At 68.3% G+C, this 23,894-nt stretch carries 22 protein-coding genes and 1 tRNA gene; 8 read left to right on the forward strand and 15 right to left on the reverse strand.

Annotated elements, in window-relative coordinates; all coding sequences use genetic code 11:
• Nucleotides 1-16 precede the first annotated feature (16 nt).
• The 3 genes from rpsA to AFER_RS05540 all read right to left on the reverse strand — a co-directional run bounded on the left by rpsA (nucleotide 17) and on the right by AFER_RS05540 (nucleotide 4,637).
• A complete protein-coding gene (gene rpsA, locus AFER_RS05530; RefSeq protein WP_015798499.1) occupies nucleotides 17-1,300 on the reverse strand; it encodes a 30S ribosomal protein S1 in 1,284 nt (427 codons plus the stop codon).
• Between the two features lie 96 nt (nucleotides 1,301-1,396).
• Nucleotides 1,397-4,057, reverse strand: coding sequence for a DNA polymerase I (gene polA / locus AFER_RS05535; RefSeq protein WP_015798500.1), 2,661 nt, complete (start codon nucleotides 4,055-4,057; stop codon nucleotides 1,397-1,399).
• The gene (locus tag AFER_RS05540) at nucleotides 4,026-4,637 is read right to left on the reverse strand and encodes an ANTAR domain-containing response regulator (RefSeq protein ID WP_015798501.1); all 612 of its coding nucleotides are present in this window, start codon (nucleotides 4,635-4,637) and stop codon (nucleotides 4,026-4,028) included. The genes polA and AFER_RS05540 overlap by 32 nt, the downstream gene beginning before the upstream one ends.
• A 75-nt stretch (nucleotides 4,638-4,712) precedes the next feature.
• Between AFER_RS05540 and AFER_RS05545 the strand changes: the two genes are divergently transcribed.
• Nucleotides 4,713-5,381 carry an MBL fold metallo-hydrolase gene (locus tag AFER_RS05545; protein WP_015798502.1) on the forward strand — a complete coding sequence of 223 codons (669 nt, stop codon included), beginning with the start codon at nucleotides 4,713-4,715 and terminating at the stop codon, nucleotides 5,379-5,381.
• 65 nt (nucleotides 5,382-5,446) lie between these two features.
• On the opposite strand, the gene AFER_RS05550 is transcribed toward AFER_RS05545, so the two are convergent.
• From AFER_RS05550 to AFER_RS05560, 5 genes are all read right to left on the reverse strand, one after another.
• Nucleotides 5,447-5,529 (reverse strand) — tRNA-Leu (locus AFER_RS05550).
• 103 nt (nucleotides 5,530-5,632) lie between these two features.
• Nucleotides 5,633-5,905 (reverse strand): hypothetical protein, encoded by a 273-nt coding sequence (locus AFER_RS11005; protein WP_143711955.1) that lies wholly within the window; start codon nucleotides 5,903-5,905, stop codon nucleotides 5,633-5,635.
• A gap of 4 nt (nucleotides 5,906-5,909) precedes the next feature.
• Entirely contained in the window at nucleotides 5,910-6,101 is a 192-nt protein-coding gene (locus tag AFER_RS05555) for a transposase family protein (RefSeq protein ID WP_143711956.1), read from the reverse strand.
• Nucleotides 6,102-6,277: 176 nt separating this feature from the next.
• Nucleotides 6,278-6,481: a hypothetical protein gene (locus AFER_RS11010; protein ID WP_049755354.1), complete on the reverse strand. Its 204-nt coding sequence runs from the start codon at nucleotides 6,479-6,481 to the stop codon at nucleotides 6,278-6,280.
• Nucleotides 6,482-7,094: 613 nt separating this feature from the next.
• The gene (locus AFER_RS05560) at nucleotides 7,095-8,480 is read right to left on the reverse strand and encodes an FAD-binding oxidoreductase (RefSeq protein WP_015798503.1); all 1,386 of its coding nucleotides are present in this window, start codon (nucleotides 8,478-8,480) and stop codon (nucleotides 7,095-7,097) included.
• Nucleotides 8,481-8,867: 387 nt separating this feature from the next.
• On the opposite strand from AFER_RS05560, the gene AFER_RS05565 reads away from it, so the two are divergent.
• The 5 genes from AFER_RS05565 (at nucleotide 8,868) to AFER_RS05585 (ending at nucleotide 13,303) form a co-directional block, all read left to right on the forward strand.
• On the forward strand, nucleotides 8,868-10,106 hold the full coding sequence (locus tag AFER_RS05565) for an acyltransferase domain-containing protein (RefSeq protein WP_015798504.1): 1,239 nt from the start codon (nucleotides 8,868-8,870) through the stop codon (nucleotides 10,104-10,106).
• A gap of 8 nt (nucleotides 10,107-10,114) precedes the next feature.
• Entirely contained in the window at nucleotides 10,115-11,035 is a 921-nt protein-coding gene (locus tag AFER_RS05570) for a beta-ketoacyl-ACP synthase III (protein WP_015798505.1), read from the forward strand.
• Nucleotides 11,032-11,751, forward strand: coding sequence for a 3-oxoacyl-ACP reductase FabG (fabG, locus tag AFER_RS05575; protein ID WP_015798506.1), 720 nt, complete (start codon nucleotides 11,032-11,034; stop codon nucleotides 11,749-11,751). Before AFER_RS05570 ends, fabG begins: the two co-directional genes overlap by 4 nt.
• Nucleotides 11,752-11,858: 107 nt before the next feature.
• The gene (gene acpP, locus AFER_RS05580) at nucleotides 11,859-12,101 is read left to right on the forward strand and encodes an acyl carrier protein (RefSeq protein WP_015798507.1); all 243 of its coding nucleotides are present in this window, start codon (nucleotides 11,859-11,861) and stop codon (nucleotides 12,099-12,101) included.
• Nucleotides 12,098-13,303, forward strand: coding sequence for a beta-ketoacyl-[acyl-carrier-protein] synthase family protein (locus AFER_RS05585; protein ID WP_015798508.1), 1,206 nt, complete (start codon nucleotides 12,098-12,100; stop codon nucleotides 13,301-13,303). The genes acpP and AFER_RS05585 overlap by 4 nt, the downstream gene beginning before the upstream one ends.
• Before the next feature lie 269 nt (nucleotides 13,304-13,572).
• Here the strand turns inward: AFER_RS05585 and AFER_RS05590 are convergent, their stop codons facing one another.
• Genes AFER_RS05590 through AFER_RS05620 form a run of 7 tightly spaced genes read right to left on the reverse strand, consistent with a single transcriptional unit; the run spans nucleotide 13,573 to nucleotide 21,229 of the window.
• The gene (locus AFER_RS05590) at nucleotides 13,573-15,129 is read right to left on the reverse strand and encodes a GMC family oxidoreductase (RefSeq protein ID WP_015798510.1); all 1,557 of its coding nucleotides are present in this window, start codon (nucleotides 15,127-15,129) and stop codon (nucleotides 13,573-13,575) included.
• Nucleotides 15,130-15,138: 9 nt separating this feature from the next.
• The gene (locus tag AFER_RS05595; RefSeq protein ID WP_171788958.1) at nucleotides 15,139-16,758 is read right to left on the reverse strand and encodes an ABC1 kinase family protein; all 1,620 of its coding nucleotides are present in this window, start codon (nucleotides 16,756-16,758) and stop codon (nucleotides 15,139-15,141) included.
• A 40-nt stretch (nucleotides 16,759-16,798) separates the two neighbouring features.
• The gene (gnd, locus tag AFER_RS05600; protein WP_015798512.1) at nucleotides 16,799-17,812 is read right to left on the reverse strand and encodes a phosphogluconate dehydrogenase (NAD(+)-dependent, decarboxylating); all 1,014 of its coding nucleotides are present in this window, start codon (nucleotides 17,810-17,812) and stop codon (nucleotides 16,799-16,801) included.
• Nucleotides 17,813-17,835: 23 nt separating this feature from the next.
• Nucleotides 17,836-18,645 (reverse strand): tryptophan synthase subunit alpha, encoded by an 810-nt coding sequence (gene trpA, locus AFER_RS05605; protein WP_015798513.1) that lies wholly within the window; start codon nucleotides 18,643-18,645, stop codon nucleotides 17,836-17,838.
• Nucleotides 18,642-19,829 carry a tryptophan synthase subunit beta gene (gene trpB, locus AFER_RS05610; protein WP_015798514.1) on the reverse strand — a complete coding sequence of 396 codons (1,188 nt, stop codon included), beginning with the start codon at nucleotides 19,827-19,829 and terminating at the stop codon, nucleotides 18,642-18,644. The genes trpA and trpB overlap by 4 nt, the downstream gene beginning before the upstream one ends.
• Nucleotides 19,810-20,457 (reverse strand): phosphoribosylanthranilate isomerase, encoded by a 648-nt coding sequence (locus tag AFER_RS05615; protein ID WP_245525995.1) that lies wholly within the window; start codon nucleotides 20,455-20,457, stop codon nucleotides 19,810-19,812. Before AFER_RS05615 ends, trpB begins: the two co-directional genes overlap by 20 nt.
• Entirely contained in the window at nucleotides 20,414-21,229 is an 816-nt protein-coding gene (locus tag AFER_RS05620) for an indole-3-glycerol phosphate synthase TrpC (RefSeq protein WP_015798516.1), read from the reverse strand. The genes AFER_RS05615 and AFER_RS05620 overlap by 44 nt, the downstream gene beginning before the upstream one ends.
• Before the next feature lie 170 nt (nucleotides 21,230-21,399).
• Here AFER_RS05620 and AFER_RS05625 point away from each other — a divergent pair, with 170 nt between their 5' ends.
• Both AFER_RS05625 and AFER_RS05630 read left to right on the forward strand, forming a co-directional pair.
• Nucleotides 21,400-23,175, forward strand: coding sequence for an MFS transporter (locus tag AFER_RS05625; RefSeq protein ID WP_015798517.1), 1,776 nt, complete (start codon nucleotides 21,400-21,402; stop codon nucleotides 23,173-23,175).
• Nucleotides 23,176-23,215: 40 nt separating this feature from the next.
• The gene (locus AFER_RS05630) at nucleotides 23,216-23,893 is read left to right on the forward strand and encodes a response regulator transcription factor (protein WP_015798518.1); all 678 of its coding nucleotides are present in this window, start codon (nucleotides 23,216-23,218) and stop codon (nucleotides 23,891-23,893) included.
• The last annotated feature ends 1 nt before the right edge of the window (nucleotide 23,894 follow it).

Raw genomic sequence — 23,894 nt, forward strand, 5'->3', positions numbered from 1 at the left:
CACTCAGCGGAGTGGCTCAGGCGTCCGCGCTGTCGTCGTCGCCCGTGCCGTCACCGGTTCCCTCCTCGCCCTGAGGCGGGCCGATGTAGTTGCCCTCGTCGTCGTAGTACTCGGCAAAGGCCTCTCGGTACTCGGGTGCGAGCTCCCCGCCCTCGAGCGCCTGACGGATCGACAGGCTGATGCGCCGACGACCGGGGTCGAGATCGATGATCTTGACCCACAGCTCCTCGCCGACCGAGACCACCTGCTCCGGGAGATCGACGTGGTGGAGGGCCATCTCCGAGATGTGCACAAGACCTTCGATCCCGGGCGCAACTTGCACGAAGCACCCGAACGGCACGATCTTGGTGACCCGTCCGTAGACCAGCTCCCCGATCTTGTGAGCCGAAGCGAACTCCTGCCACGGGTCCCGCTGCGTCGCCTTGAGCGACAGTGAGATGCGCTCGTGCTCCTGGTCGACCTCGAGCACCAGGACCTGCACCTCATCGCCGACCGAGACGACCGACGATGGGTGATCGACATGATTCCACGAGAGTTCCGACACGTGCACGAGCCCGTCCATACCGCCAAGGTCGACGAAGACGCCGAAGTGCACGATCGACGAGACGACGCCCTTGCGCACCTCGCCCGGGCGAATCGAGGTCAAGAAGCGCTCGCGCTGATCGCGCTGATTCTCCTCAAGGTAGGCCCGCCGACTCAGCACGACGTTGTTGCGGCCCCGATCGAGTTCGATGATCTTGGCCTCGATGTCTTGGCCCACGAACGGTGCGAGATCACGCACCCGTCGCAGGTCCACATGGGACGCGGGCAGAAAGCCTCGCAGTCCGATGTCGACGATGAGGCCACCCTTGACGACCTCGATGACCTCGCCGCGGACCACGCCGTCGCGAGCCTTGATCGCCTCGATCTCCTTCCAGGCCTTCTCGAACTGGGCCCGCTTCTTCGACAGGACCAATCGCCCCTCGCGGTCTTCCTTCTGGAGGACCAAGGCGTCGATCCGGTCGCCAACGCTGACCACGTCGGCGGGGCTCACGTCCTTACGGATCGAGAGCTCTCGGAGCGGGATGACCCCCTCCGACTTGTAGCCAATGTCCAGGAGGACCTCATCCTTGTCCACCTTGACGACCAGTCCGCTGACGATGTCACCCTCGTCGAACTCGACGAGGCTCTTGGCAATCGCCTCCTCGAGTCCCTGCTCGCCAAGGTCGTCGAGGACGATCGCGTCCGAGGCCGCGGGAGCCCCATGCTCGGATCCCAGCTCGCGTTCGCTCGCGGACTCCGACGCCATCTCTTCAGTCATGCTCGATCCGATATCCTTCTGCTTCTTCCAACGCCACCAGCGCGGACGTGCCACGCCATGGCCGAGGATAGTCGGCCGAATGCCGGCCGCTGCGGCTCATGCGTCAGCTTTGGCACGACCCCAACTTCGGCCGACGCCGCTCTGTACTCGCAGCGGCACCCGTAGTGCAAAGGCGTGCTCGAGCACGTCCTCGACGAGGGCACGGACGTCGTGCGCGCGCTCCGCGACAGCCTCGACCACGACTTCGTCGTGGACTTGGAGCACGAGTGCGCCATCGGTAGGGCTCAGCGCAGCGTGCAAGCGCACCAGGGCGATCTTGAAGATGTCGGCCGCAAGACCCTGTGTCCCCGCGTTCATCGCCTGCCGCTCGGCGCCTTGGCGAACGGTGCGATTGGGTGAGTCGAGGTCGGGGAGATAGCGGCGCCGTCCGAGCAGCGTCGTAGTGAAACCCTGCGCTCTCGCCGCATCGACGGAAGCATCGCGGTAGTGCCGCAGCCCCGGAAAGGCCGCGAAGAAATCTGCCAGTATCCCCTCGGCCTCCGCGGGAGGGACACCAAGACGTTGGGCGAGGCCGTAGGCCTCCATGCCATAGGACAGACCATAGGTCACCATCTTGGCTACCGACCGCTGCTGCGGCGTGACGCGCTCTGCTGGTACGCCGAAGACACGCGCAGCCACGAGGGTGTGGACATCGCCATCGCCCGAGAGGATCCGTACCAGCTCCTCGTCGCCCGACAGGTGTGCGAGGACCCGGAGCTCGATCTGTGAGTAGTCGGCCGCCACGAGCACGTGACCCTCCGTCGCCACGAAGGCGTCGCGGAACCGCTTGCCCTCGTCGGTACGGACCGGGATGTTCTGGAGGTTCGGTCGCTCGGAAGAGATCCGGCCCGTGCGTGCGACGGCCTGGTTGAAGGTGGCGTGGATGCGGCCGTCGGCACCGATCTCACTGCGCAGACCTTCGTAGAACGTCGACAGCAGCTTGTCGAGCTCGCGAAAGCGAAGGATCGCCGCGACGATGGGATGAGCGTCGCGCAAGCTCTCGAGCACACGGGCGTCCGTCGAGTACCCCGTCTTCGTCTTCCGGCCTGCCGGCAACCCAAGCCGCTCGAACAGGACCACCGCGAGCTGGCGCGGTGAGTTCGGGTTCAGCTCACCACCGGCGTAGTGCCGGACCTCCGCGAGAGCACGATCGCGCTCGGTGGCGAGCTCCGTACCGATCGCCGCCAGGACGTCGCGGTCGATCGCTACCCCATGGATCTCCATGTCCGTCAGGACTCGCGTGAGCGGGATCTCCACGTCGGTCGCGAGACGCCACAGATCGTCCTCCGTCAGGCGCCGCTCCAACGCTTCGCGAATCGGATGGACGACCTCGACCCACTGCCTCGCTCCGAGCGGCGCCGCTTCCGCTTCGAGGGGCCCCCGGTCGTCGAGGTGTCTCCCGAGCCAGCGCCGCGCCAGTTGGTCGAGACCGTGAGCAACGTCCGCAGAGTCGACCAGCCACCCGAGCACCTCGAGATCGACGAGCGCGCGTGGCTCGAGCGGCACCGCATGCTCCATCACGAGCGAGCGCACGATCTCCTTCGGGCCTGCTCCCACGAGGACGCACGACCCGAGGGCCTCCCACAGATGCGTGGGGGCATCCTCCGGAGAGCCCGCCCAAACCACGCCCTCGACGCCGAGCGCGAGCTCGACCACGCGGCTACGTCCGGGGTCTCCAGCGAACGTAGCCGCCACCGCCACCGTGGCACCTGGTGCGAGCCGCTCGACGACGGCGGCGGCGCTGACGTCGGTGAGGTGCGCAACCGGCGACTCGACCGGCGGTGGTTCGTCGCCGGCGGTCGGCCGACCCTCGAACGCCCGCACCAGGGCCTGAAACGGACGCCGCAGCTCGAAGGTCCCCACCATGAGCGTCTCGGCCCGCCGCGGGTCCCACGGACCGAGTCGCAGCGCATCGAGGGAAGGTAGCTCCGCGACGTCTCGACGCAGCTGCGTCAGCAGGCGTGCCTCGAGGAGCTGTGAGCGCGCCTGCTCCAGCGCCTCGCGTTGCCGCGCCGAGAGGGCATCGAGGTGAGCCAAGATCCCTTCGATCGACTCGAACCGATCGAGCAGGGCGGCGGCGGTCTTCGGCCCAATCCCTGGCACGCCCGGGAGGTTGTCGGAGCTATCCCCTCGCAGGGAGGCCAGATCGCCGTAGCGGGCTGGTGGAACCCCGTAGGTCTCGAGGACCTTGGCCTCATCGAAGGCCTCGAGATTGGAGACCCCCTTGCGCGTGAGGAGCACCACAATGAGCGGGTCCTCGACCAGCTGCAAGAGGTCCCGATCGCCGGTCACGATGCGGGTGGCGATCCCGGCGTCGCGGGCGCGCGTGGCGAGGGTTGCGATGACGTCATCGGCTTCGAACCCGCTCGCCTCGACAGCGGGGACGCCGATCGCCTCGAGCAACCCACGAGCCGCATCGAGCTGCTGTCGCAGGTCATCTGGGGTCGGTGCCCTCGTCCCCTTGTAGCTCTCGAGGATGGCGTCGCGAAAGGTCGGGCCCTCCGCGTCCAACGCGACCGCGAGGTGCGTGGGCCGGGTTTGGGCGACGACGTTGGCGAGCATGCTCGCGAACCCGAACAGGGCGTTGGTCGCGACCCCGCTCTCCGTGCGCATCATCGGCTCCCGCAGGGCGTAGAAAGCACGAAAGAGGAGTGAGTAGCCGTCGAGCAGGAGGAGGAGCTGGCGGTCAGTCGGTTGTGGAGCTGGGACTGAGCTCACCGTTGATCACCTGCTCGGCGATGGACCGCACCCGCGTGCGCTGGTTCATCGCGGTCTTCTGCAAGAACCGAAATGCCTGCGCCTCGGTGAAGCCATCACGCTCCATCAGCACCGCCTTGGCACGGTCGAGGAGCACGCGCGTCTCGAGACGCTCCGCGATCCGTTCGTGCTCGTCACGCAATCTGGCCAGCTCAGCCTCGATGATCTGTCGCTCGTCGAACCGAGCCCTGGCGAGCTCGAGCGCAGCGACGAGCTCTCCTGCCTGGAAGGGCTTGACCAGATACGCCATGACCCCAGCGTCTCGCGCCTCCTCGACAAGGGCACGCTGTGAGAAGGCGGTCAAGATGACCACCGCGACCGGGACGGAGCCTTGCACGCGTCGCGCCACATCGAGCCCGTCGAGTCCCGGCATCTTGATGTCGAGCACGGCGAGATCCGGCTTGAGCGCACCGATCGCCTCGAGCGCCTCGTCGCCCCGCCCGAGGTCGGCGACGACCTCGTAGCCCTCGAGCTCCAACATCTCGCGCAGGTCGCGCCGAACGATCGCCTCGTCCTCTGCGATGATCACGCGTGCCGACATGCACCCCTCGCTGCTCGACTCGCGCCCACGCTAGCCGCAGCCCGGTTCCGGTGCTCTCGCCCTAGCCTCCAGATCGTGATCACCGCCCTTTCCCTCTGGGTCGCCGGCACGAACGCGTGGATCGCGTCTGCCGACGGCCGAGAGTGCGTCATCGTCGATGCGCCTCCAGAGCCATGGCACATCGTCGAGCGGCTCGACGCACTCGGCCTCCGCGTCAGCGCGATCATTGCAACGCATGGTCATCTCGACCACATCGGGGGCATGCACGATCTCCAACGCGCCCGTAAGGAAGATGGGCTGGTCGAGGTGTGGCGTTCCCCAGCGGATGCGCACTACTTCGTGGACCCCCTCGGGAACGCCCCGCTGCTCGCAGACGCCGTCGACAGATCCCGTGTCACCGTCGCCACGCCAGAAATGATCCGCGATCTCGACGACGGCACCGTGGTGCGTGGGGCAGGTATCGAGCTGCGTGCAATCTGGACCCCCGGACACACGCCGGGATCGACCTGCCTCCTCGCGACCATCGGCGACGAAGGCACCGTGCTCTTCAGCGGCGATCACCTCTTCGCGGGCTCGATCGGACGCACGGATCTCCCCGGTGGCTCACTCGAGCACCTGCTCGCCTCGATGCGCGATCGTATCCTGCCGCTCCCCGACGACCTGGTAGTCCTGCCTGGCCACGGACCAACAACCACGATCGGCAGAGAGCGAGCAACGAACCCGTATCTCCAAGACCTGCGCTGACCACAGGCAGCGCAATGAACGTCTCGGCGGATTGGAACCCGGGGCTCGCCGAGGCGATGGCGCCGTGCCCGGGGCGGGACTCGAACCCGCACGCCTGTTGGGGCAGAGGCTTTTGAGGCCCCCGTGTCTACCATTCCACCACCCGGGCTTGGCCGCAGCCTACCGTGGCTCCCCCACCGAGCCAAGCCGCGCGCACGTCACGGTGACCGGCCCCAAGACCGGATCCACCCTCACGGTGGGACCCGACGTCCTCACGCTACCGCTCGCAGGTCCCCCCGGGCACCGATCATCTCGAGTGCGGAGAACGTCCGACTCCTCGTCGAGGTGCAGAGGATGTGCCGCTGGCTCTCGACGTCGAGCCCCCGGACCTCGGCGGGGCCGAGGTAGCCGGCGGATCCACAGGCCCACGTTGTGTTGGTGCGGTGCGAGTCGTGCCCGAGGAGCACTCCGGCCTCCGACACAGAGCCGAACAGCTCCCCATCGAGCACCTCCTCGCGGACCTGGGCGCACAGTGACTCGCACACCCCGTTACCGCCACAGCGAGCCCGGATCGGTGAACCACGAGGTCACTCCGAGTTCGCTCGCCCAGCTTGCCACGGAACCCGCGACGAACTCCGGGGCGTTGTCGACCCGAAGAAAGCCTTGGGCTCCTCGCTCGGCGACGAGGCCATCGAGGGTGGCGACACGTCTTCGGCGTCGATCGAGTGCCCCACCACGCAAGGCCAGCTCCTCCCTGGTGGAGGCGTCCACCACGCATCGCACCGTGAGCGCCCTCCCGTCGTCGGTCGCGTCGAACCGGCTCCAGTGCCCAGATCGCGTTCGCCTGGATGGGCAGGTGAGACACCGTTTGTCAACCCCCCACGCAGCCGGCGACTCCTCGCATGGCGCGGGAGGACTCAGGCGGCAGCCCGAGGCGATGGTCCGGGGGCACGTCCAAGGGCACGGTTCCGGTTCGCCACGTGACGCCCCTCGTCGTAGGGCACGCCCTGGCGAGGGTTCGCCAGGGCGAAGGTACGCAAGACCTCGGTGATGGTCGCATCCAGGCTGGACTCGGGCTTCGTCGGCACCCGACGCTGGGTGGAGCGAGGCTGGCCTGTCACCCGGCACGCTCGTCGCTCGGAGACCTGAGAACCGCTGGCGGAGCCGGCGCACGGCTCCCCGCCGGCGGTCCGGGGTCAGACGTTTCCCTCGGCCAGCTCCTCAGAGCTGTCGATGTCGAGGGAGAACTCTGCCACCAACTTCTTCAAGCGCCGGTTCTCGGCTCAGAGCTCCTTGAGCCTCTTCACGTCTGGCCCCTTCATGCCGCCGGAGGTCTGCTTCCAGCCGCTACCAGGTGGTCTTGGTGATGTGCAAAGGCCCGGGCGACCTCGGCGACCGTGGCGCCCTTGGTGAGCAGCTGTCCCTCTCGGCCAGCCTCCGGAGGATCTGCTCCGGCCTGTGGGGCTTCGGGCCCTTCATGTGGTCTCCCTCCCGCATGTCCAGTCTGGTCGGGGTTCTCACAGAGCGGGTGGTCTCGTTGCAGGGGGGCCAGCCAAGTTGGGGTACAGGTCATCGATGGCACCCAGTTGCATATCACCAAATCCTCTCCCACTGGCGTCAAATAGATGGACTCGAGGAGACGAGAGCACGTGTGAGAGAGGATGTCAACCGATCATCGGTAAGTCGGGTGGCTGGTAGCATGTCCCTGTCGTGGTCGCGTAGGCTGCAGCCCGTTCAGTCGCCGCCGTGTGTCGGCGATCCAAGCCGACCCGGCGCGAAGATGCCGGCCGGATCGAACAGGCGCTTGATGCCCGCGTCGATGCGCAACTCGGTCGCGCTCGCGTGGGTCCGGAACTCCTCAAGCTTGGCGACCCCGATGCCGTGCTCGCCCGACACCGCCCCCCCACGGCGAACGCCCTCGGCAACCACTTCTTCCACGACACGCCGTGCGCTGGCCACATCGTCGGCGAACACCGACAGGTGGACGTTCCCATCGCCGACGTGGCCCGTTGCGGCGAGGCGCACCCCATAGGTGGAGGCGACGGCCGCGACCGCATCGAAGTAGTCTCCGAGCCTGGCTGGCGGAACGACCACGTCGACGATGTCGCGGGCACCGAGAGCCCTCACCGTCCACAGGGCCGCTTCTCGGGCGCGCAGCACGGCCCGGCCTTCGGTCTTGCCGAGAACCCATACGCCATCGGCGCCAGCCCCCTCGAGTACGGCTCCCGCCAGCTCGACCGCTCGTGCAACGTCGTCCGCGTCGACACGCTCCACCGCAACGACGAGGATCGCGCCGTCGGCGAGCGCCCAGCCGGGTAGCCCGAGGGTCACGCCCGCAAAGTGAGCCATCGCCTCGAGCGCGCTCGGTTCGAGGTACTCGATCACGCTTGGTGGCGGCTCGATCGACTGCAGAGCCTGCACCGCCCCGAGCGCACCACGCATGGTCGGGGCATGAGCAACGAACACCGCCTCCTCGGCACGCGGCGCGAGCCGCAATATCGCTCGCTCCACGATGCCGAGCGTGCCTTCGGATCCGATGACGAGCTGCAGGAGGTCGTAACCCGACGAGCGCTTGTAGAGGGAGCCTCCGAGCGTCAAGACGCGACCGCCACCCGTGACCACTGTGGCACCGAGAACGTTCTGCCTGGTCGTACCGAAGCGCACCGCTCGCATTCCGCCGGCGTTCGTCGCGACCGTCCCGCCGATCGAAGCGGCGTTCTCGCCAGGCGACACGGTGTAGCGCAAGCCGTGATCGGCGAGCACGTGATCGAGTTCGGCGAGGCTCGTGCCGGCACGGACGACGGCGACGCGGGACACCGTGTCGACGTCGTCCACCCCGCTGAGCCGCTCGGTACTGACACAGACCTCGGTTGGCCGACAGACCGCTCCGCCGGCCAGCCCCGTCCCCGCCCCTCGCACGACGAGCGGGACCTGGCGACGCTCGGCCCAGCGGACGAGCTCGACGAGCTCGTCCGTGTCCGCTGGGCGCACGAGCGCCATCGGCCGGCTCGGCGCGACCGTCAAGGACTCGTCGTGCCAGTAGCGCTCCTCGATCATCTCGCCGACGGCGAGATGATCGGGTCCCACGATCGAACCGAGCTCCTCGAATGCACGCTGCACGGATCGACCTTAGGCAGTGGGGCTCCGGAGGGCAAGGCTTGCCCCGGTTTCGCCATGCCCGACACCCACGCAGCCTCGAGTCTGTAACCCAATCCGACGCGAGAGCATCTAACTGATGAAGGCTGGAGAAGGGGCAGGTACCTACGCAGTGACGGAGCGGCGCAGACGCACACCGAGCAGGGCACCTCACGCAGGGTAGCTCGTCAGTGTCATCGGCTCTGGTGGCGCGACACGAGGCACTCGCCCTAGGGCGTGGCTACGAGGGAGAGGTCGTGCGCACGGGATGGGGCGTCAGGCGCCACGATGGATCGAGGTCCGTCGGACGCGCACGAGCGCAGCGGCAGGTAGTCAGCAGGTAGTACGGAGAGAGGGAAAGGGAGTACAGCCATGGTGGTGTTTCTGTTCCCCGGTCAGGGCTCACAGCAGCCCGGTATGGGGGCAGCCTGGCGCGACCATCCCTCGTTCGAACTCGTCGACGAGGCCAGCGACGTGCTCGGTCGCGACATGGCCTGGCTGCTCCTCGAGGCGGATGCCGAGACGCTCCAGATCACGCGGAACACCCAGGTGGCGACGCTCCTCATGAGCGCGATCGCGCTCGACGCCATCGAGCGCCTCGGCATCGCACCGCAGCTCGCTGCAGGCCACTCCCTCGGTGAGTATGCCGCCCTCGTGGCCGCGGGCGGGATCTCACTTGAGGCAGGGCTGCTCCTCGTTCAAGAGCGCGGCGACGCGATGGCCCAAGCCGCCGAGGCATCCCCGGGCGCGATGATCGCCCTCCTCGGCGCGACGCTTGACCAGGCGCTTCAGCTCGTCGATGCGATCGGACCGGATCTGTGGCTCGCCAACCACAACTCCGACACCCAGATCGTGCTCTCCGGCACGACCGACGCGGTCGCGAGTGCGGAGGAGCTTGCACGCGAGTACGGGATCCGGCGGGTCACGCGGCTCAAGGTCGGTGGCGCCTTCCATTCGCCCTACATGCTCGAGGCCAAGGATCGCCTGCGCAAGGCCATCGCCCAGACGAAGTTCTACGACCTCGAGGTTCCGGTGATCGCTAACGTCGATGCGCGCGAGCACGTCCTTGCGAGCGAATGGCCCACGCTCCTCGCCGAGCAGCTCACCAGCCCGGTGCGTTGGGCCGAGACGATGAGCGCCATCGCCGCCGCTCGGCCGGCCCTCATCGTCGAGGTCGGCCCCGGCGGAGTGCTCGCCAACCTCGCCAAGCGCGCCATCGCCGACATTCCAACGATCGCGGTGGCCACCCCAGATGACCTCGAAACCCTGGTGGAACGGCTCGCCGGCGACGGACCGGTCGCCGAATGGGCGACCTCCCACCAGGGCGAGCGCCTCTACGGCTCTGAGCGCCTTATCGTCGCGCCGGTCACGGGCGTGTTCCAGCCAGCCCGGCCGGCTCCGGAGCCCGGCGCGCCCGTCCGAGTCGGTACCGAAGTAGGGACGATCGGCGACACTCCGGTTCGATCGGCCTTCGCCGGTACGCTAAAGGAGATGCTGGCCGTCCCGGGCGAGCGCGTCACCGCTGGCCAGCCGGTCGCCTGGCTGTCGGAGACGAGCGCTTCCGACCACGCACCGGCCGCCATCGCAACCCCCCTCCACGAAAGCAGGTAAGTCACACTATGGGAGCACGGATCATCGGGGTCGGCCAGGCCGTCCCGGATCGGGTCGTCACCAACGCCGATTTCGAGGCCTATCTCGACACCTCTGACACCTGGATCACCGAACGCACCGGCATCCGCGAGCGCCGCTTCGGCGGCACCACCTCGAGCCTGGCCATCGAGGCGGGGCGACGCGCGATCGCCGACGCCGGGTTGACCCCCGGCGACATCGACTTCCTCGTCCTGTCGACGACGACGCCCGATCAGACGGTCCCGGCCACATCTGCCGAGGTATCCCACCAGCTCGGAACCCGCGGTGGCGCCATGGACCTCAATGCTGCCTGCGCGGGCTACGTCTATGCCCTCGTGGTCGCACGTGGCATGATCGCCTCTGGGGCACACCGGGTGCTCGTCATCGGATCCGACACCCTCTCGCGCATCACCGACCAGAACGACCGCTCGACGGCCGTCCTCTTCGCAGACGGTGCTGGTGCGGTCGTCATGGAGCGTGCCGACGAGGACGACCTCCTCGGCTGGGACCTCGGTGTCGACGGGGCGGCGCGCCCCATCTTGTACTGCGACCACGGCGGCTACATGTACATGGAGGGACGCGAGGTGTTCAAGCGCGCCGTTCGCGTCATGGTTGAGTCGTCGGAGACCGCGATGAAGCAAGCTGGCGTGAACGCCGACGACATCGCGCTGCTCGTACCCCACCAGGCAAACCTGCGCATCATCCAAGCCGCCAACGAACGCCTCGGCATCTCGCTCGACCGTACGGCCGTCGTGCTCGATCGCTACGGCAACACCTCGTCCGGCTCGATCCCGCTGGCCTTGGCCGACGCCGTCGCCCAAGGGCGCCTCCATCCCGGTGATCACGTCCTCTTCACGGGCTTTGGTGCCGGCATGACCTGGGCAAGTGCGGTCTGGCGGTGGGCCAGATGACCCACGTCCTCGTCACCGGCGCCGCAAGCGGCATCGGCCTCGCGACCGTACGCACCCTCCAAGCGAGTGGGTTTACCATCTCGGCCGGCGTCCACCACCGCCCCATGCCCGACGACGTGCTCGCAGCGGGCAACGTGACCCCCGTCGAGCTCGACGTCACGAACTCCGAGAGCGTCCTCAAGGCGGTGGCAGCGGCCGAGGCGGCCAACGGGACCATCGAGGCACTCATCGCCAACGCCGGCCTCACCGACGATCAGCTCCTGCTTCGCATGGATGAGGCGTCGTGGGCCGCGACGATCGACCTCAACCTCACGTCCGCATTCCGACTCGCCAAGGCCGTCGTCCCGCGCATGCTCAAAGCCCGTCGCGGACGCATCGTCTTCGTCTCGTCCGTTGTTGCCCTGCTCGGTTCGCCAGGCCAGACGAGCTACGCAGCAGCGAAGGCCGGGCTCGTCGGCTTCGCGCGTTCACTCGCGCGCGAAGTCGGATCTCGCGGCATCACCGTCAACGTGGTGATGCCGGGCATGATCGACACCGATCTGCTGCGCGCGACCGGAGAGCAACGACTCGCGTCCATCCTCTCCCAGGTGCCGCTCGGTCGCACCGGTCGGCCGGAGGAAGCGGCGTCGGTTCTCGCCTTTTTGGTCTCGGACGCCGCGAGCTACGTGACCGGATCCGTCATCCCCGTCGACGGGGGTCTCGGAATGGGCATCTAGCGCACTCGCGCAGCGCGAGCGGAGAGCCTGTCGGCCGCTCACGCGCCCGTCGTGACAGGCAGTACGGCCGCAAGGCCATGGACCAGTACCACACAGGAGGAACCACAATGGACCGCACCGAGGCATTCGAGAAGTTCAAGGTCACCACGGTCAAGGTGCTCGGCGTCGAGCCGGACCAGGTCGTGATGGACGCCAGCTTCGCGAACGATCTCGACGCCGACTCGCTGGATCTCGTCGAGCTGATCATGGCGCTCGAAGACGAGTTCTCCGTCTCCGTGCCCGAGTCCGAGCTCGAGGGCGTCGATACCGTGGGCAAGGCGTTCGAGCTGGTCTACGGGAAGCTCTCGTGAGAGTTGAGGCATCCGAGCCCGAACGGTTCGCGTCTCGGCGCGTCGCCGTCACGGGCATCGGCGTCGTGAGCGCTGTGGGCATCGGCAAGGAGGCCTTCTGGGAGGGCCTCCTTGCACCAGCACGCACGGGTGTGCGGCGCATCGAAGGATGGGATCCGTCTGCCTGGCTCGGGCCGAAGGAGATCCGCCGCCACGATCGCTACAACCAGTTCGGCGTCGCCGCAGCGCAGATGGCATGGGACGACGCCGGAGCGCCATCGGTCGATCCGGCGCGCGCCGGTGTGATCATGGGGACCGGCGTCGGCGGGCTCGAGAGCCTCGAGAACCAGATCGTCATGGCGGAGAAGCGCGGCTACGACCGCATCACGCCGTTCCTCGTCCCGCTCTTCATGGCCAACTCCAACGCCGCGTCGATCTCGATGCGCTTCGGTCTCAACGGTCCTTGCGAGACCATCTCGACGGCGTGCGCGGCCGGGAACCACGCCATCGCCAACGCTGCGCACCTGGTCGCGATGGGGCGCCTCGACGTGGCCCTCGCGGGCGGTGCCGAGGCAGCGATCACGCCCTCGGCGACAGCTGGCTTCACCAACATGACCGCACTGTCGAAGGAGGGGATCTCTCGACCGTTCGATCGTGACCGAGACGGGTTCGTGATGGCCGAAGGTGCCGCGGTGCTCGTGCTCGAGGATGCCGAGCATGCTCGAGCACGTGGCGCGCACATCTACGCCTACATCGAGGGGACGGCCTCGACCGCCGACGCCCACCACATCACCGCACCCGCCCCTGGCGGCGTCGGTGCGCGCAGCGCCATCGAGCTCGCCCTCGCCGATGCCGGCATCACCCCTCGTGACGTTGGCCACGTCAACGCCCATGGCACCTCAACACCGCTCAACGACCTTGCCGAGGCTGGTGCGCTTCGTGCCGTCTTTGGTGACGCCGTACCGCCGGTGACCAGCATGAAGGGGGCGCTCGGCCACGCGCTCGGCGCCGCCGCCGCGCTGGAGGCGGTCGGGGTCATGCTCACCTTCGAGCACCAGCTGATCCCCCCGACGCAGGGGACGGTCGCCCTCGATCCGGAGATCGACATCGACGTGGTCCTCAAAGATCCTCGCCCGCTGCCGCCGGGGCGCATCATCTCGAATGCGTTCGGCTTCGGCGGTCACAATGCGGTGATCGTCTTCGGCCCGCCTTCGACGGACTGAACCTCGCGCTCGCCGCGCAGCACACGCAGCGAGACAACACGAAGGGTCGCCCGAAACGCCTCGGGCGACCCTTTGCTGTGCCACCTGGCTGTAGTCCGGCTGCGCGCTTGACGCATGGTCGCCCGATCGGTCATCGTCATAGCAACGAACCACGGGGCCGAGCCCCGACCCTTAGCGAGGGTCGCAAGCATCCGCCAACCCTCACGTCCGCTCTCCGCTCCCGGCGCCCCGGCGTTCGCCCCTGTAGCGGACGCTCGGGGATGCGAGACTCAGCGCTCGCGAGAGGCGTGTTCGCCGAGGATGATCTCGGCGCCACGCTCGGCGATCGCGATGGTCGGTGCGTTGGTGTGGCCGCGAACGATCTCTGGCATCACCGATGCATCGACGACGCGGAGCGCCCCGACGCCCCTCACCCGCAGCATCGGGTCGACCACCGAGCGCTCGTCACGTCCCATACGTGCGGTGGAGGTCGGGTGATAGATGGTGTGGGCCACGCTCTCGAGCGCGAGTACCGCTCGTTCGTGGGGGTCGAGCCGCTCCCCATGGTCCGGCATCAAAAGACGTCCGGTCGTGTGCGCCCGGAGCGCCCTCGAGGTCCGCAGCACCTCGAGCCGCTCCAGCCCTGCGATCATGCGGTTCCTGTCGTGTCCGTCGGGGTCGGACAGATAGGCGGGGTCGATACGTGGGCCCACGAGCGGATCGGGGCTCGCCAGCGTGACGCTGCCGCGGCTCTCGGGCGTGAGTAGGATCACCCCGAGCGTCAGTCCATCGACCGTGATGGGCACGAGACCCTCGCCGAGATAGGCGACCGGCGCGAAGAGGACCTCGAGATCGGGTGCCGCAAGGCCCGGATCGGATCGCCAGAACCCGTAGGCCTCGGCGATGTTCGAGGTCAGCATGCCCCTCCGGCCCACGAAGTAGCGCACCACTTCGGCAGCGCTGGTCGCTGAGCGCAGCGTCGGTTCGGTCGTCTCGAGGACCATACCGGCCACGAGGTGATCGCGGAGGTTCCGGCCCACCTCGGGGGCGTGGTACACCACCCGAATCCCAAGCCGTCGCAGTGCACCCTCGTCACCGATGCCCGAGAGCATGAGGAGCTGGGGCGTGTTGACCGCTCCGGCAGCGAGGATGACCTCGGCGCGCGCGCCCAGCGCACGCCGCTCACGGCCGACGAGATACTCCACGCCAACGGCGCGCCCCCCCTCCACGATCACCCGCGTCACACGAGCCTGCGTGCGCACGACGAGGTTGGGGCGATGGCGCACCGGCCGCAGGTACGCATCGGCAACGCTCGCACGGCGTCCCGACGCCTGCGTGACCACCGTCTCGGTGAAGCCTTCCGGGCTCGGGAGGTTCGGGGCCTCGACGACCCCGCCGGTCTCGCGGATCGCGTCGAGGAACGCGCGCGTCACGGGCCGTGGATCGCGCTGAGCCTCGACGGGAACGACCGCACGCCGCATCGCCGCCATCATCGGGTCGAAGCCCCACGCAGGACCGGCGAGCTCGGCCCAGCGGTCGTAGTCGGCTCGCATCCCGACGACCCACATCATCGCGTTGATCGACGAGGAGCCCCCGAGGCCCTTGCCACGCGGCCAGTAGATGGAGCGTCCTTGGAGGTTCGGTTGCGCAACGGTGCGATAGGCCCAGTCGTAGCGCGATCGAAACAGTCGCGCGAACCCGGCGGGGATATGGATGAGTGGCGATCGATCGCGCGGACCCGCCTCGAGCACCACGACGCGATGCCGACCATCGGCACTCAAGCGGTTGGCGAGCACCGCACCGGCCGATCCCGCCCCGACGATCACGTAGTCGGCGTGCTCGTCCACCACCGCCCCTTACGACTCGCTGGCCCCGCTGCGACTGCGTCGACCGGGTCGGCGACCACGCTCGTGGGCCTCCATCCGCCGCCGAATGAGCTCGCGCCGTTCTCGCAGCTCGCGATAGGTCAGCTGCTCCGTCGTCTCGTCGACGCCGAGGCTCGCCTTCACGCCCGACAGATCGATCAGCTCCGGCGAGACCGCCACGCCGATCTCGGACGTGATGCGCGCACCGTACTTCGTCATGAAGTAGGCAGCCAGACGAGCGATCTCGGCGAAGAGGTCGATGTCGGGGGCGAGCGTGGCGAGCGACGCGTCCACGAAGAGCATGTTCTTCACGAAGAGCATCAGCTCCTTGGGCATGCGAGCACCCGAGCCGAGCAGCGCCTTCGTGATCTCCTGGAGCTCAGCGACGAGCTGCTCGGGCTCGAGTTCCGTGGGATCGACAGCCGGCTGGTCCAGCCCGAGATCGTCGATCACCTGCTCGGGATCGGTCCCAGGCGGGAGCGCACCGAGATCGATCAGCGCCTGCACCTGCGTCGTGAGATCGTTCATCGAGCCCGCCATCAACAGCCGCAAGAAAGCGAGGCGCTTCGGCTCGCTCAGGCGGCCGGTGATCCCGAAGTCGAGCAGCGCCACCGTGCCGTCTGGCTGCACGAACAAGTTGCCACCGTGCAGGTCGCCATGGAACACGCCGTGGAGCATCGCGCCCTCGAGGAAGCTGACGAGCGCCGCACGCACCACCTCGGTCGTGTCGATCCCCGCGTCGTGCATCCCGCGGGCGTCGTCCCACCGGTAGCCGTCGAGGCGCTCCATCACGAGCACCCGCCGCGTCACGAACTCCGGGTGGGGCCTCGGGACGACGATGGCGCGCTGCTCGGTCGCGGCGAGCACGGCAGCGATGTCGAGCATGTTGGCGGCCTCGATGCGAAAGTCGAGCTCCTCGACGATCGTCTCGGCAAACAGCTCGACGAGTGCCGGCGGGTTGGCCAGTGCCGCCACCGGGATCCTGCCGACGAGGTGCGGCGTGATCCACGCCATCGCGGCGAGGTCCCGGCGCACCAGCTCGGCGACGCGCGATCGCTGGACCTTGACCGCCACCGGCGTGCCATCGCGGAGGGTCGCGTAGTAGACCTGGGCAATCGACGCCGCAGCCACCGGAGATGGATCGAAGGATGCGAACAGCTCTTCGAGCGGCGCATCGAGCTCCTCCTCGATGGTCGAGCGGACGACGGCGAAGGGCTCGGCCGGCACGCGATCGCGCAGCTGCTTGAACTCCTCGACCAGCTCCACCGGGAAGATCCCCTCCCCCGATGAGATGATCTGGCCGAGCTTGATGTAGGTGGGGCCGAGCGTCTCGAAGGCTCGTCGGAGCCGCCTCGAGAGGCCCCGGCGCGACGCGGCACGACCCCGAGGGCGATCGAACAACCGCCATGCCCCGAGGGCGACGCCAAGGGACAGGCCCGTCCCAAGGACACGGCGCGCCGGCGGCACCCGCCGCGGCGCCGTCAACCTGGGGATCTGCGCCTGTGCCCTCGCCCGCAGCGCGGGCACACCCTCGGCCCACAGGAGCCGACCTGCCTCCACGCGCCATGGACCATGTTCGGTGAAGGACCACTGCTGTTCGTCAGAGGCCACGATGGCGAGCCTACCGGGCCCTCTCGCGCACCGACCGGTTCTAGGGGCGGCGCTCCTCATGGCCTCCGAACTCCCGGCGCAGCGCCGAGAGCACCCGATTGGCGAACGCGTCCTCGCCCCGAGAGGCGTAGCGCGCAAAGAGCGCGGATGCGATCACCGGCGCGGGCACCGTCTCGTCGATGGCGGCGAGCACGGTCCAGCGACCCTCGCCCGAATCGGCGACACGACCCTCGAGCTGTTCAAGGTGGGGGTCGTCCGCCAAGGCCCGCGCGGCGAGATCGAGAAGCCAGGATCCGACCACGCTCCCTCGACGCCAGAGCTCTGCGATCTTGGCCACGTCGAGTTCGTAGCGGTAGGCGTCGGGCTCACGCATGGGGGCCGTCTCGGCGTCCGCGGCGAGCGCGACCGAACCCGCGTTGGCATGCTCGAGGATGGAGAAGCCCTCGGCGAACGCCGCCATGAGGCCGTACTCGATGCCGTTGTGCACCATCTTGACGAAGTGTCCAGCACCGTGCGGGCCGCAGAGGAGATAGCCCTGCTCCTCAGGACCCACCGCGACGTCGGCTCGCGTGCGCGGCGCCGCGTCCACACCGGGCGCGAGGGCCGCGAACGCCGGCTCCAGGCGTGCGAACACGTCGGGGTCACCACCGATCATCAAGCAGTAGCCACGCTCGCGGCCCCATACACCCCCTGACGTGCCGACGTCGAGATGATGGATGCCCCGAGCAGCCAGGGTCGCTGCATGGGTCACGTCGTCGCGATAGAACCCGTTGCCCCCGTCGACGACGACGTCGTCCGGGGCGAGGAGGGAGCCGAGCTCGTCGACGAGCTGGCTCGTCAGCGCGGCGGGCACCATGAGCCACACCACGCGCGGTGCCTCGAGTGCATGCACGAGTTCGTCGAGGGAGCCATGCACGCTGACCCCGAGGGCGCTCGCGGAGGCGCGTGCGGCCTCGGCGGGGTCGAATCCGTGCACCTCGATGCCCCCGCGCTCACGGAGCCGAGCCGCCATGTTGGCACCCATTCGACCCAAGCCCACCATGCCGATCTGCATCTCACGGCCTCCTCTCGCCTCGCCTACGCTACTGGTTGACGTCCTCGATGCTCCATCGCACGATCCCCCGCTTCGTGCAACGCACGCACGAACTCGCCGAGCTCCGCCGGTGGTGCCCCCTCGAGCACCCTGCGCACGATCGCCGAACCCACCACCGCGCCGTCGGCACCGGCCTCGACGACCGCAGCCGCGTGCTCCGGGCTCGAGACCCCGATCCCGACGAGCACCGCCAACTCAGCACGCCCGGCGAGCCGCCCGGCGATCTCGGTCGCCGTCTCGGCGAGCTGGTCGCGCTCACCGGTGACGCCCATCAACCCGACCGCGTAGACGAAGCCCTCCGCAGCGCGCACGATGCGCTCCATGCGCGCCGGGGGCGTCGATGGCGCGACGAGCTGCACGGTCTCGAGACCGACCTCGCGCGCCGCCCGCCACCACGGCTCCGCCTCCTCGATCGACAGATCCGGGATGATGACGCCCGCAACGCCGGCCTCGGCCAGGCGTCCAGCGGCACGTTCGAGCCCCTGGTGATAGAGCAGGTTGTAGTAGGTCATGACCACGAGCGGCACGCCAACGACCAGGTTCCGGAGCGCAGCGATCGTACCGGCGACCGTCGTGCCTCGCTGGAGCGCGACCTCGCTGGCTCGCTGGATGGTCGGCCCGTCCATGGAGGGGTCGGAGAACGGTATGCCGATCTCGATCGCGTCCGCACCACCCTCTGCGAGCGCGACGACGTCGTCTTCCCAGCCGTCGCGCGCGCCAGCGCACACGTACGGGACGATCACGGACCGTCCACGCTCGACCCTGGAGCGAAGGTGGGCACCGAGGCCGCTCACCGCCGACCCCCGAGGTACGCAGCGACCGTCTCCGCGTCCTTGTCGCCCCGTCCTGACAGAGTCACCACGATGCGGTCACCGGGCTGTGTGCGCGCCGATCCCTCACGCAGCACCCACGCGAGAGCGTGGGCCGATTCGAGGGCCGGAACGATGCCCTCCGTCCGCGACAACGCCACCAGCGCATCGACGACCTCGTCGTCGCCGACCGGTTCGTAACTCACGCGGCCCGTGCTCGCCCAGTAGGCGTGTTCCGGACCGACCCCGGGGTAGTCGAGACCGGCCGAGATGGACTCGGCCTCGCGCACCTGACCGTCCTCGTCCTGGAGGAGCATGGAGTGCATGCCGTGCACCACCCCTGGCCCCCCGCGTCCGATGGCGGCACCACCGGCCGGCTCGACCCCGACGAGCCGTGCCGACGTCTCGACGAAGCCCGTGAAGGTCCCGGCCGCGTTGGAACCACCGCCGACGCAGGCGACGACGAGCTCGGGGACGCCACCGGCCTGGGCAGCGAACTGCTCGCGCGCCTCGTCGCCGATGACACGCTGGAACTCGCGCACCATCCAAGGGTACGGATGCGGACCCATGACCGAACCGATGCAGTAGTGCGTGTCCCCGAGTTCGGCAACCCAGGCGCGCATCGCCTCGTTCACCGCGTCCTTGAGCGTGCGACTTCCCGCCGTGACCTCCACGACCTCCGCACCGAGCAGTCGCATCCGAAAGACGTTGAGCGCCTGGCGCTCGGCGTCGACCGCTCCCATGTACACCCTCGCCTCGAGCCCGAGGAACGCCGCTGCCGTCGCCGTCGCGACACCGTGCTGGCCGGCTCCCGTCTCGGCGATGAGTCGCCGCTTGCCCAACCGCCGCGCCAGCAGCGCCTGACCGAGCACGTTGTTGATCTTGTGCGAGCCGGTGTGGGCGAGGTCCTCCCGCTTCAGCCAGACCTCGCGCCCGACGAGCTCCGAGAAGCGCTCTGCCCGATAGAGCAGGGTGGGCCGGCCGGCATACGTCGCCAACAGACGCGCGTATTCGTCCCGGAATGCGACGTCGGCCCACGCAGCTCGAAATCCGCTCTCGAGCTCGAGCACCGCCGGCATCAACGACTCCGGGACGAAGCGGCCTCCGAAGTCGCCGAAGCGACCAGTCGCGTCCGGCGCGTTCGTCCCCTTAGGCTCGATCATGGTCATCGGTCTCTCCTTCCAATGCTGCAGCGGCCCCTCGCGCAGCCTCGATGAACTGTCGCAGGCGGATCGGGTCCTTGTGGCCAGGTCGAGCCTCGACACCGCTCGAGACGTCGACGCCGAACGGCATCACCGTCTCGATGGCCTGCCTGACGTTGTCGGGTCGCAGCCCGCCGGCGAGGATGAGTCGCCGCATCGGCGAGATCCCGTCGACGAGCGACCAGTCGAACACCGTGCCCGAGCCGGGGCTCGCGGCGTCGACGAGCAGCGCCCACGCCGGTTGCTCGATCGCGCGATCGAACTCCGGCGATCCGGCCGCAACGGCGCGGATCACCCACGGCGTGCGCTCTGCGAGCCAGGCGAGCCCGTCGTTCGAGATCTGACCGTGGACCTGGACGCCACCGAGTCCGGTCTCGGCGAGGACCTGCGCCATGCGCTCGGGCAGTTCGTCGCGAAACACGCCGAAGGTCCGTACGCCAGAAGGCAACTGCGGGAGGATCTGGGCGATCCGCACGGGCGACACCTGCCTCGGGCTCGGCGCGAGCACGAAGCCGAGCGCGTCGGCACCGAGGGCAACGGCCAGCAGGGCGTCAGACTGATTCGTGATGCCGCAGATCTTGATGAACACTCGCACCTCGCTCGACGAGCGCCCGGACGGTCGCGTAGGGGTCCCGAGCACGCATGCAGGCCTCACCGATCAGGACACCGTCGAAGCCCACGAGCCCCGCGAGATCATCGGGACCACGCACGCCCGACTCAGCGAGCCTGGCCGCGCCCGGCGGGAGCGCCGCGAGCACGCGACGCGCCCGATCGGTGTCCACGCGAAAACTCGTCAGGTCGCGTTGATTGACGCCGACGACGTCCGCGGCGGCAAGCTCAGCAAGCTCGAGCTCGCTGAGCTCGTGGATCTCGAGGAGCACCTCGAGCCCGACGTCGTGGGCGACACCAGCGAGAGATGCGACCTCCTCCGGCTGGAGCGCCGCCGCGATCAGCAAGACCGCGCTCGCTCCCGCGCGACGGGCCCGGAGAAGCTCCCTCGCGTCGACGATGAAGTCCTTGCGCACGATGGGAAGCTCGACGTGCTGCGCAGCTCGCTCGAGGTCAGCGAGGGTGCCCCCGAAGTGCGGTGTGTCCGTGAGCACGCTGACCGCGACCGCCCCAGCTCGCTCGTAGGCCGAGACTCGCGTCGCAACGTCGGTCTCTGGCTCGACGAACCAGCCCTTCGACGGGCTGCGGCGCTTGAACTCAGCGACGACACCGAGGCCAGCCGATGCCAGGAGCGCCGAGCGAAGGCTCGGGCGGGGCTCGATGGCGTCGAGTCCGGCGAGCAGACTCGTGAACGACTCGTCGTCCAAGGCGGCACGCCGACGATGGTAGGCGACGATGTCGGTCAGGTAGTCGGCCATGGGCCCAGCCTAGGTGCCCTGCGGCCCGGCTCGAGGCAGGCCGCCTCGCAGCTCAGGGCACCGTGTGATACCGGTCCGTTTTGCTTGCACAATGCAACAGAAGGTCTCGACTTCGCTAGAATGTGGCCAGAGCGCACCGCAGTACGCGCCAGCTACGGAGGTCGATCAGCGTGACGAAGTCCAGGGGATCCATCAGGGAACGGAGCTTCCGCCTCACCGAACACCCGCACTACAAGTGGATCGCCCTCTCCAACACGACGCTCGGCATCTTGATGGCCACGATCAACTCGTCCATCGTGCTCATCTCCCTCCCGGAGATCTTCAACGGGATCCATCTCAACCCGCTCGCACCGTCGAACACGTCGTACTTCCTGTGGGTCCTCATGGGCTATCTCCTCGTCACGGCGGTGCTGGTCGTGAGCTTCGGACGCCTCGGAGACATGTACGGCCGCGCACGGATGTACAACCTCGGCTTTGCGATCTTCACCCTGTTCTCGATCGCGCTCTCAGCGACCTATCTCCACGGGACCGCCGGTGCGTGGTGGCTCATCGTCATGCGCATCGGCCAGGGCATCGGTGGTGCCCTCCTCTTTGCGAACTCGGCTGCCATCTTGACCGACGCCTTCCCTCCGAACCAACGTGGCCTCGCCCTCGGGATCAACAACGTCGCCGGTATCGCGGGCTCGTTCATCGGCCTCATCCTCGGTGGGCTCCTCGCCCCGGTCTCCTGGCGTGCCGTCTTCCTCGTCTCGGTCCCGGTCGGCCTCATCGGGACCGTGTGGGCCTACCTCATGCTGCACGACCTCGGTCAGCGGGTGCGAGCCCACATCGACTGGCTGGGTAACGCCGTGTTCGCGGTCGGCCTCATCTCGATCCTCGTCGGGATCACCTATGGCCTCGAACCCTACGGCGGAAGCGACATGGGCTGGGGCAACCCGGGCGTCATCGCGGCCATCCTCGGCGGTCTTGCAACCCTCGGCGTCTTCGTCTGGATCGAACAGCACGTTCCCCAACCCATGATCAACGTGCGGCTGTTCAAGATCCGGGCCTACCTCGCCGGCAACCTGGCGAGCCTGCTCGCCTCGCTCGGCCGTGGTGGGATGATGTTCATCCTCATCATCTGGCTCCAGGGGATCTGGCTCCCCGAGCATGGCTACTCCTACTCGCAGACACCGCTCTGGGCCGGCATCTACCTCGTTCCCCTCACCATCGGCTTCCTGGTCGCAGGACCGGTCTCTGGATTCCTGTCGGATCACTTCGGCGCCCGTCCGTTCGCGACCGGCGGCATGATCGTCGCCGCGATCTCCTTCATCGCCCTGCTCACCTTGCCCGTCAACTTCTCGTATCTCACCTTCGCCGGTCTCTTGCTGCTCAACGGACTCGCAATGGGCCTGTTCGCCTCACCCAACCGCGCCGGAATCATGAACAGCCTGCCGGTCAACGAGCGCGGCGTCGGGGCGGGGATGGCAGCGACGTTCCAGAACGCGGCGATGGTGCTGTCCATCGGGATCTTCTTCACCCTCATGATCTTCGGGCTCAAGGCGAGCCTGCCTCGCCATCTCTACGACGGGCTCACCCAACAGCACGTGCCCGCCTCCATCGCCCACGCACTCGCCACCCTGCCACCTGTCGGCGTCCTCTTCGCCGCCTTCTTGGGCTACAACCCGATGGCCAAGCTCCTCGGGCCCAAGGTCATCAGTGCCCTCCCGCACTCGAACGCGGCGTATCTGACCGGCCGGTCCTTCTTCCCGAACCTCATCGCCTCGCCATTCGGTCACGGCTTGACGGAGGCCTTCACCTTCGCAGCCATCGCGTGTGTGGTGGCGGCGGTCGCCTCGTGGCTGCGCGGTGGCAAGTACACCGCGGCCGACGTCGAGCCATCGGACTCGGCCGATCCCTCCGTCGCCGACGCCGTCTCCGAGCCGGTCGCTGGGGGCGACGCCTGAGCGAAGCGCCTGCTCGCCTGCCCCTGCTAGGTTGACCGCCGTGGGACGCCATGTCCTCGTCGTCGAAGACGATCCGGCGATCGCCGATCTCCTCTGCGTGTACTTTGCCAAGGAGGAGGGCGAGGTCCGTGTCGTCTCCAACGGCGAGGACGCGCTCAGCGCGTTCGATGCCTCGGTGACCCTGGTGATCCTCGACCTCAACTTGCCGGGGCGCCTCGATGGCCTCGAGGTCGCGCGGGCGATTCGCCACCGCTCGACCGTCCCGATCATCGTGCTCTCTGCGCGCGACAACGAACTCGATCGAGTCACCGGACTCGAACTCGGTGCGGACGACTACGTCACAAAACCCTTCTCACCGCGCGAGCTCCTCGCGCGGGTCCGGGCGATCGAGCGTCGTGTCGAGGCGAATCCCTCGTCCGCAGCGGCGCTCTCGTTCAACGGCGTCGACTGGGACCCACGGGCGCGTCAGGTCCTCCGTGACGGGGTGCCGGTTGCGCTCACGAACCGGGAGTTCGACCTCCTCGGGTACTTCTTTGCCCACCCGGCGACGGCACTCACCCGCCGTGAGCTGCTCGACGGGGTGTGGGGGCCGGAGTGGTACGGGGACGACCGAACCGTCGACGTCCACGTCCTGCAGCTGCGCAAGAAGCTCGGCGGCGCCATCGCCATCTCGACCGTCTGGGGTGTCGGCTACCGGTTCGACCCCGAGGAGCACTAGC

The organism is Acidimicrobium ferrooxidans DSM 10331, assembly GCF_000023265.1.
Classification (GTDB): domain Bacteria; phylum Actinomycetota; class Acidimicrobiia; order Acidimicrobiales; family Acidimicrobiaceae; genus Acidimicrobium; species Acidimicrobium ferrooxidans.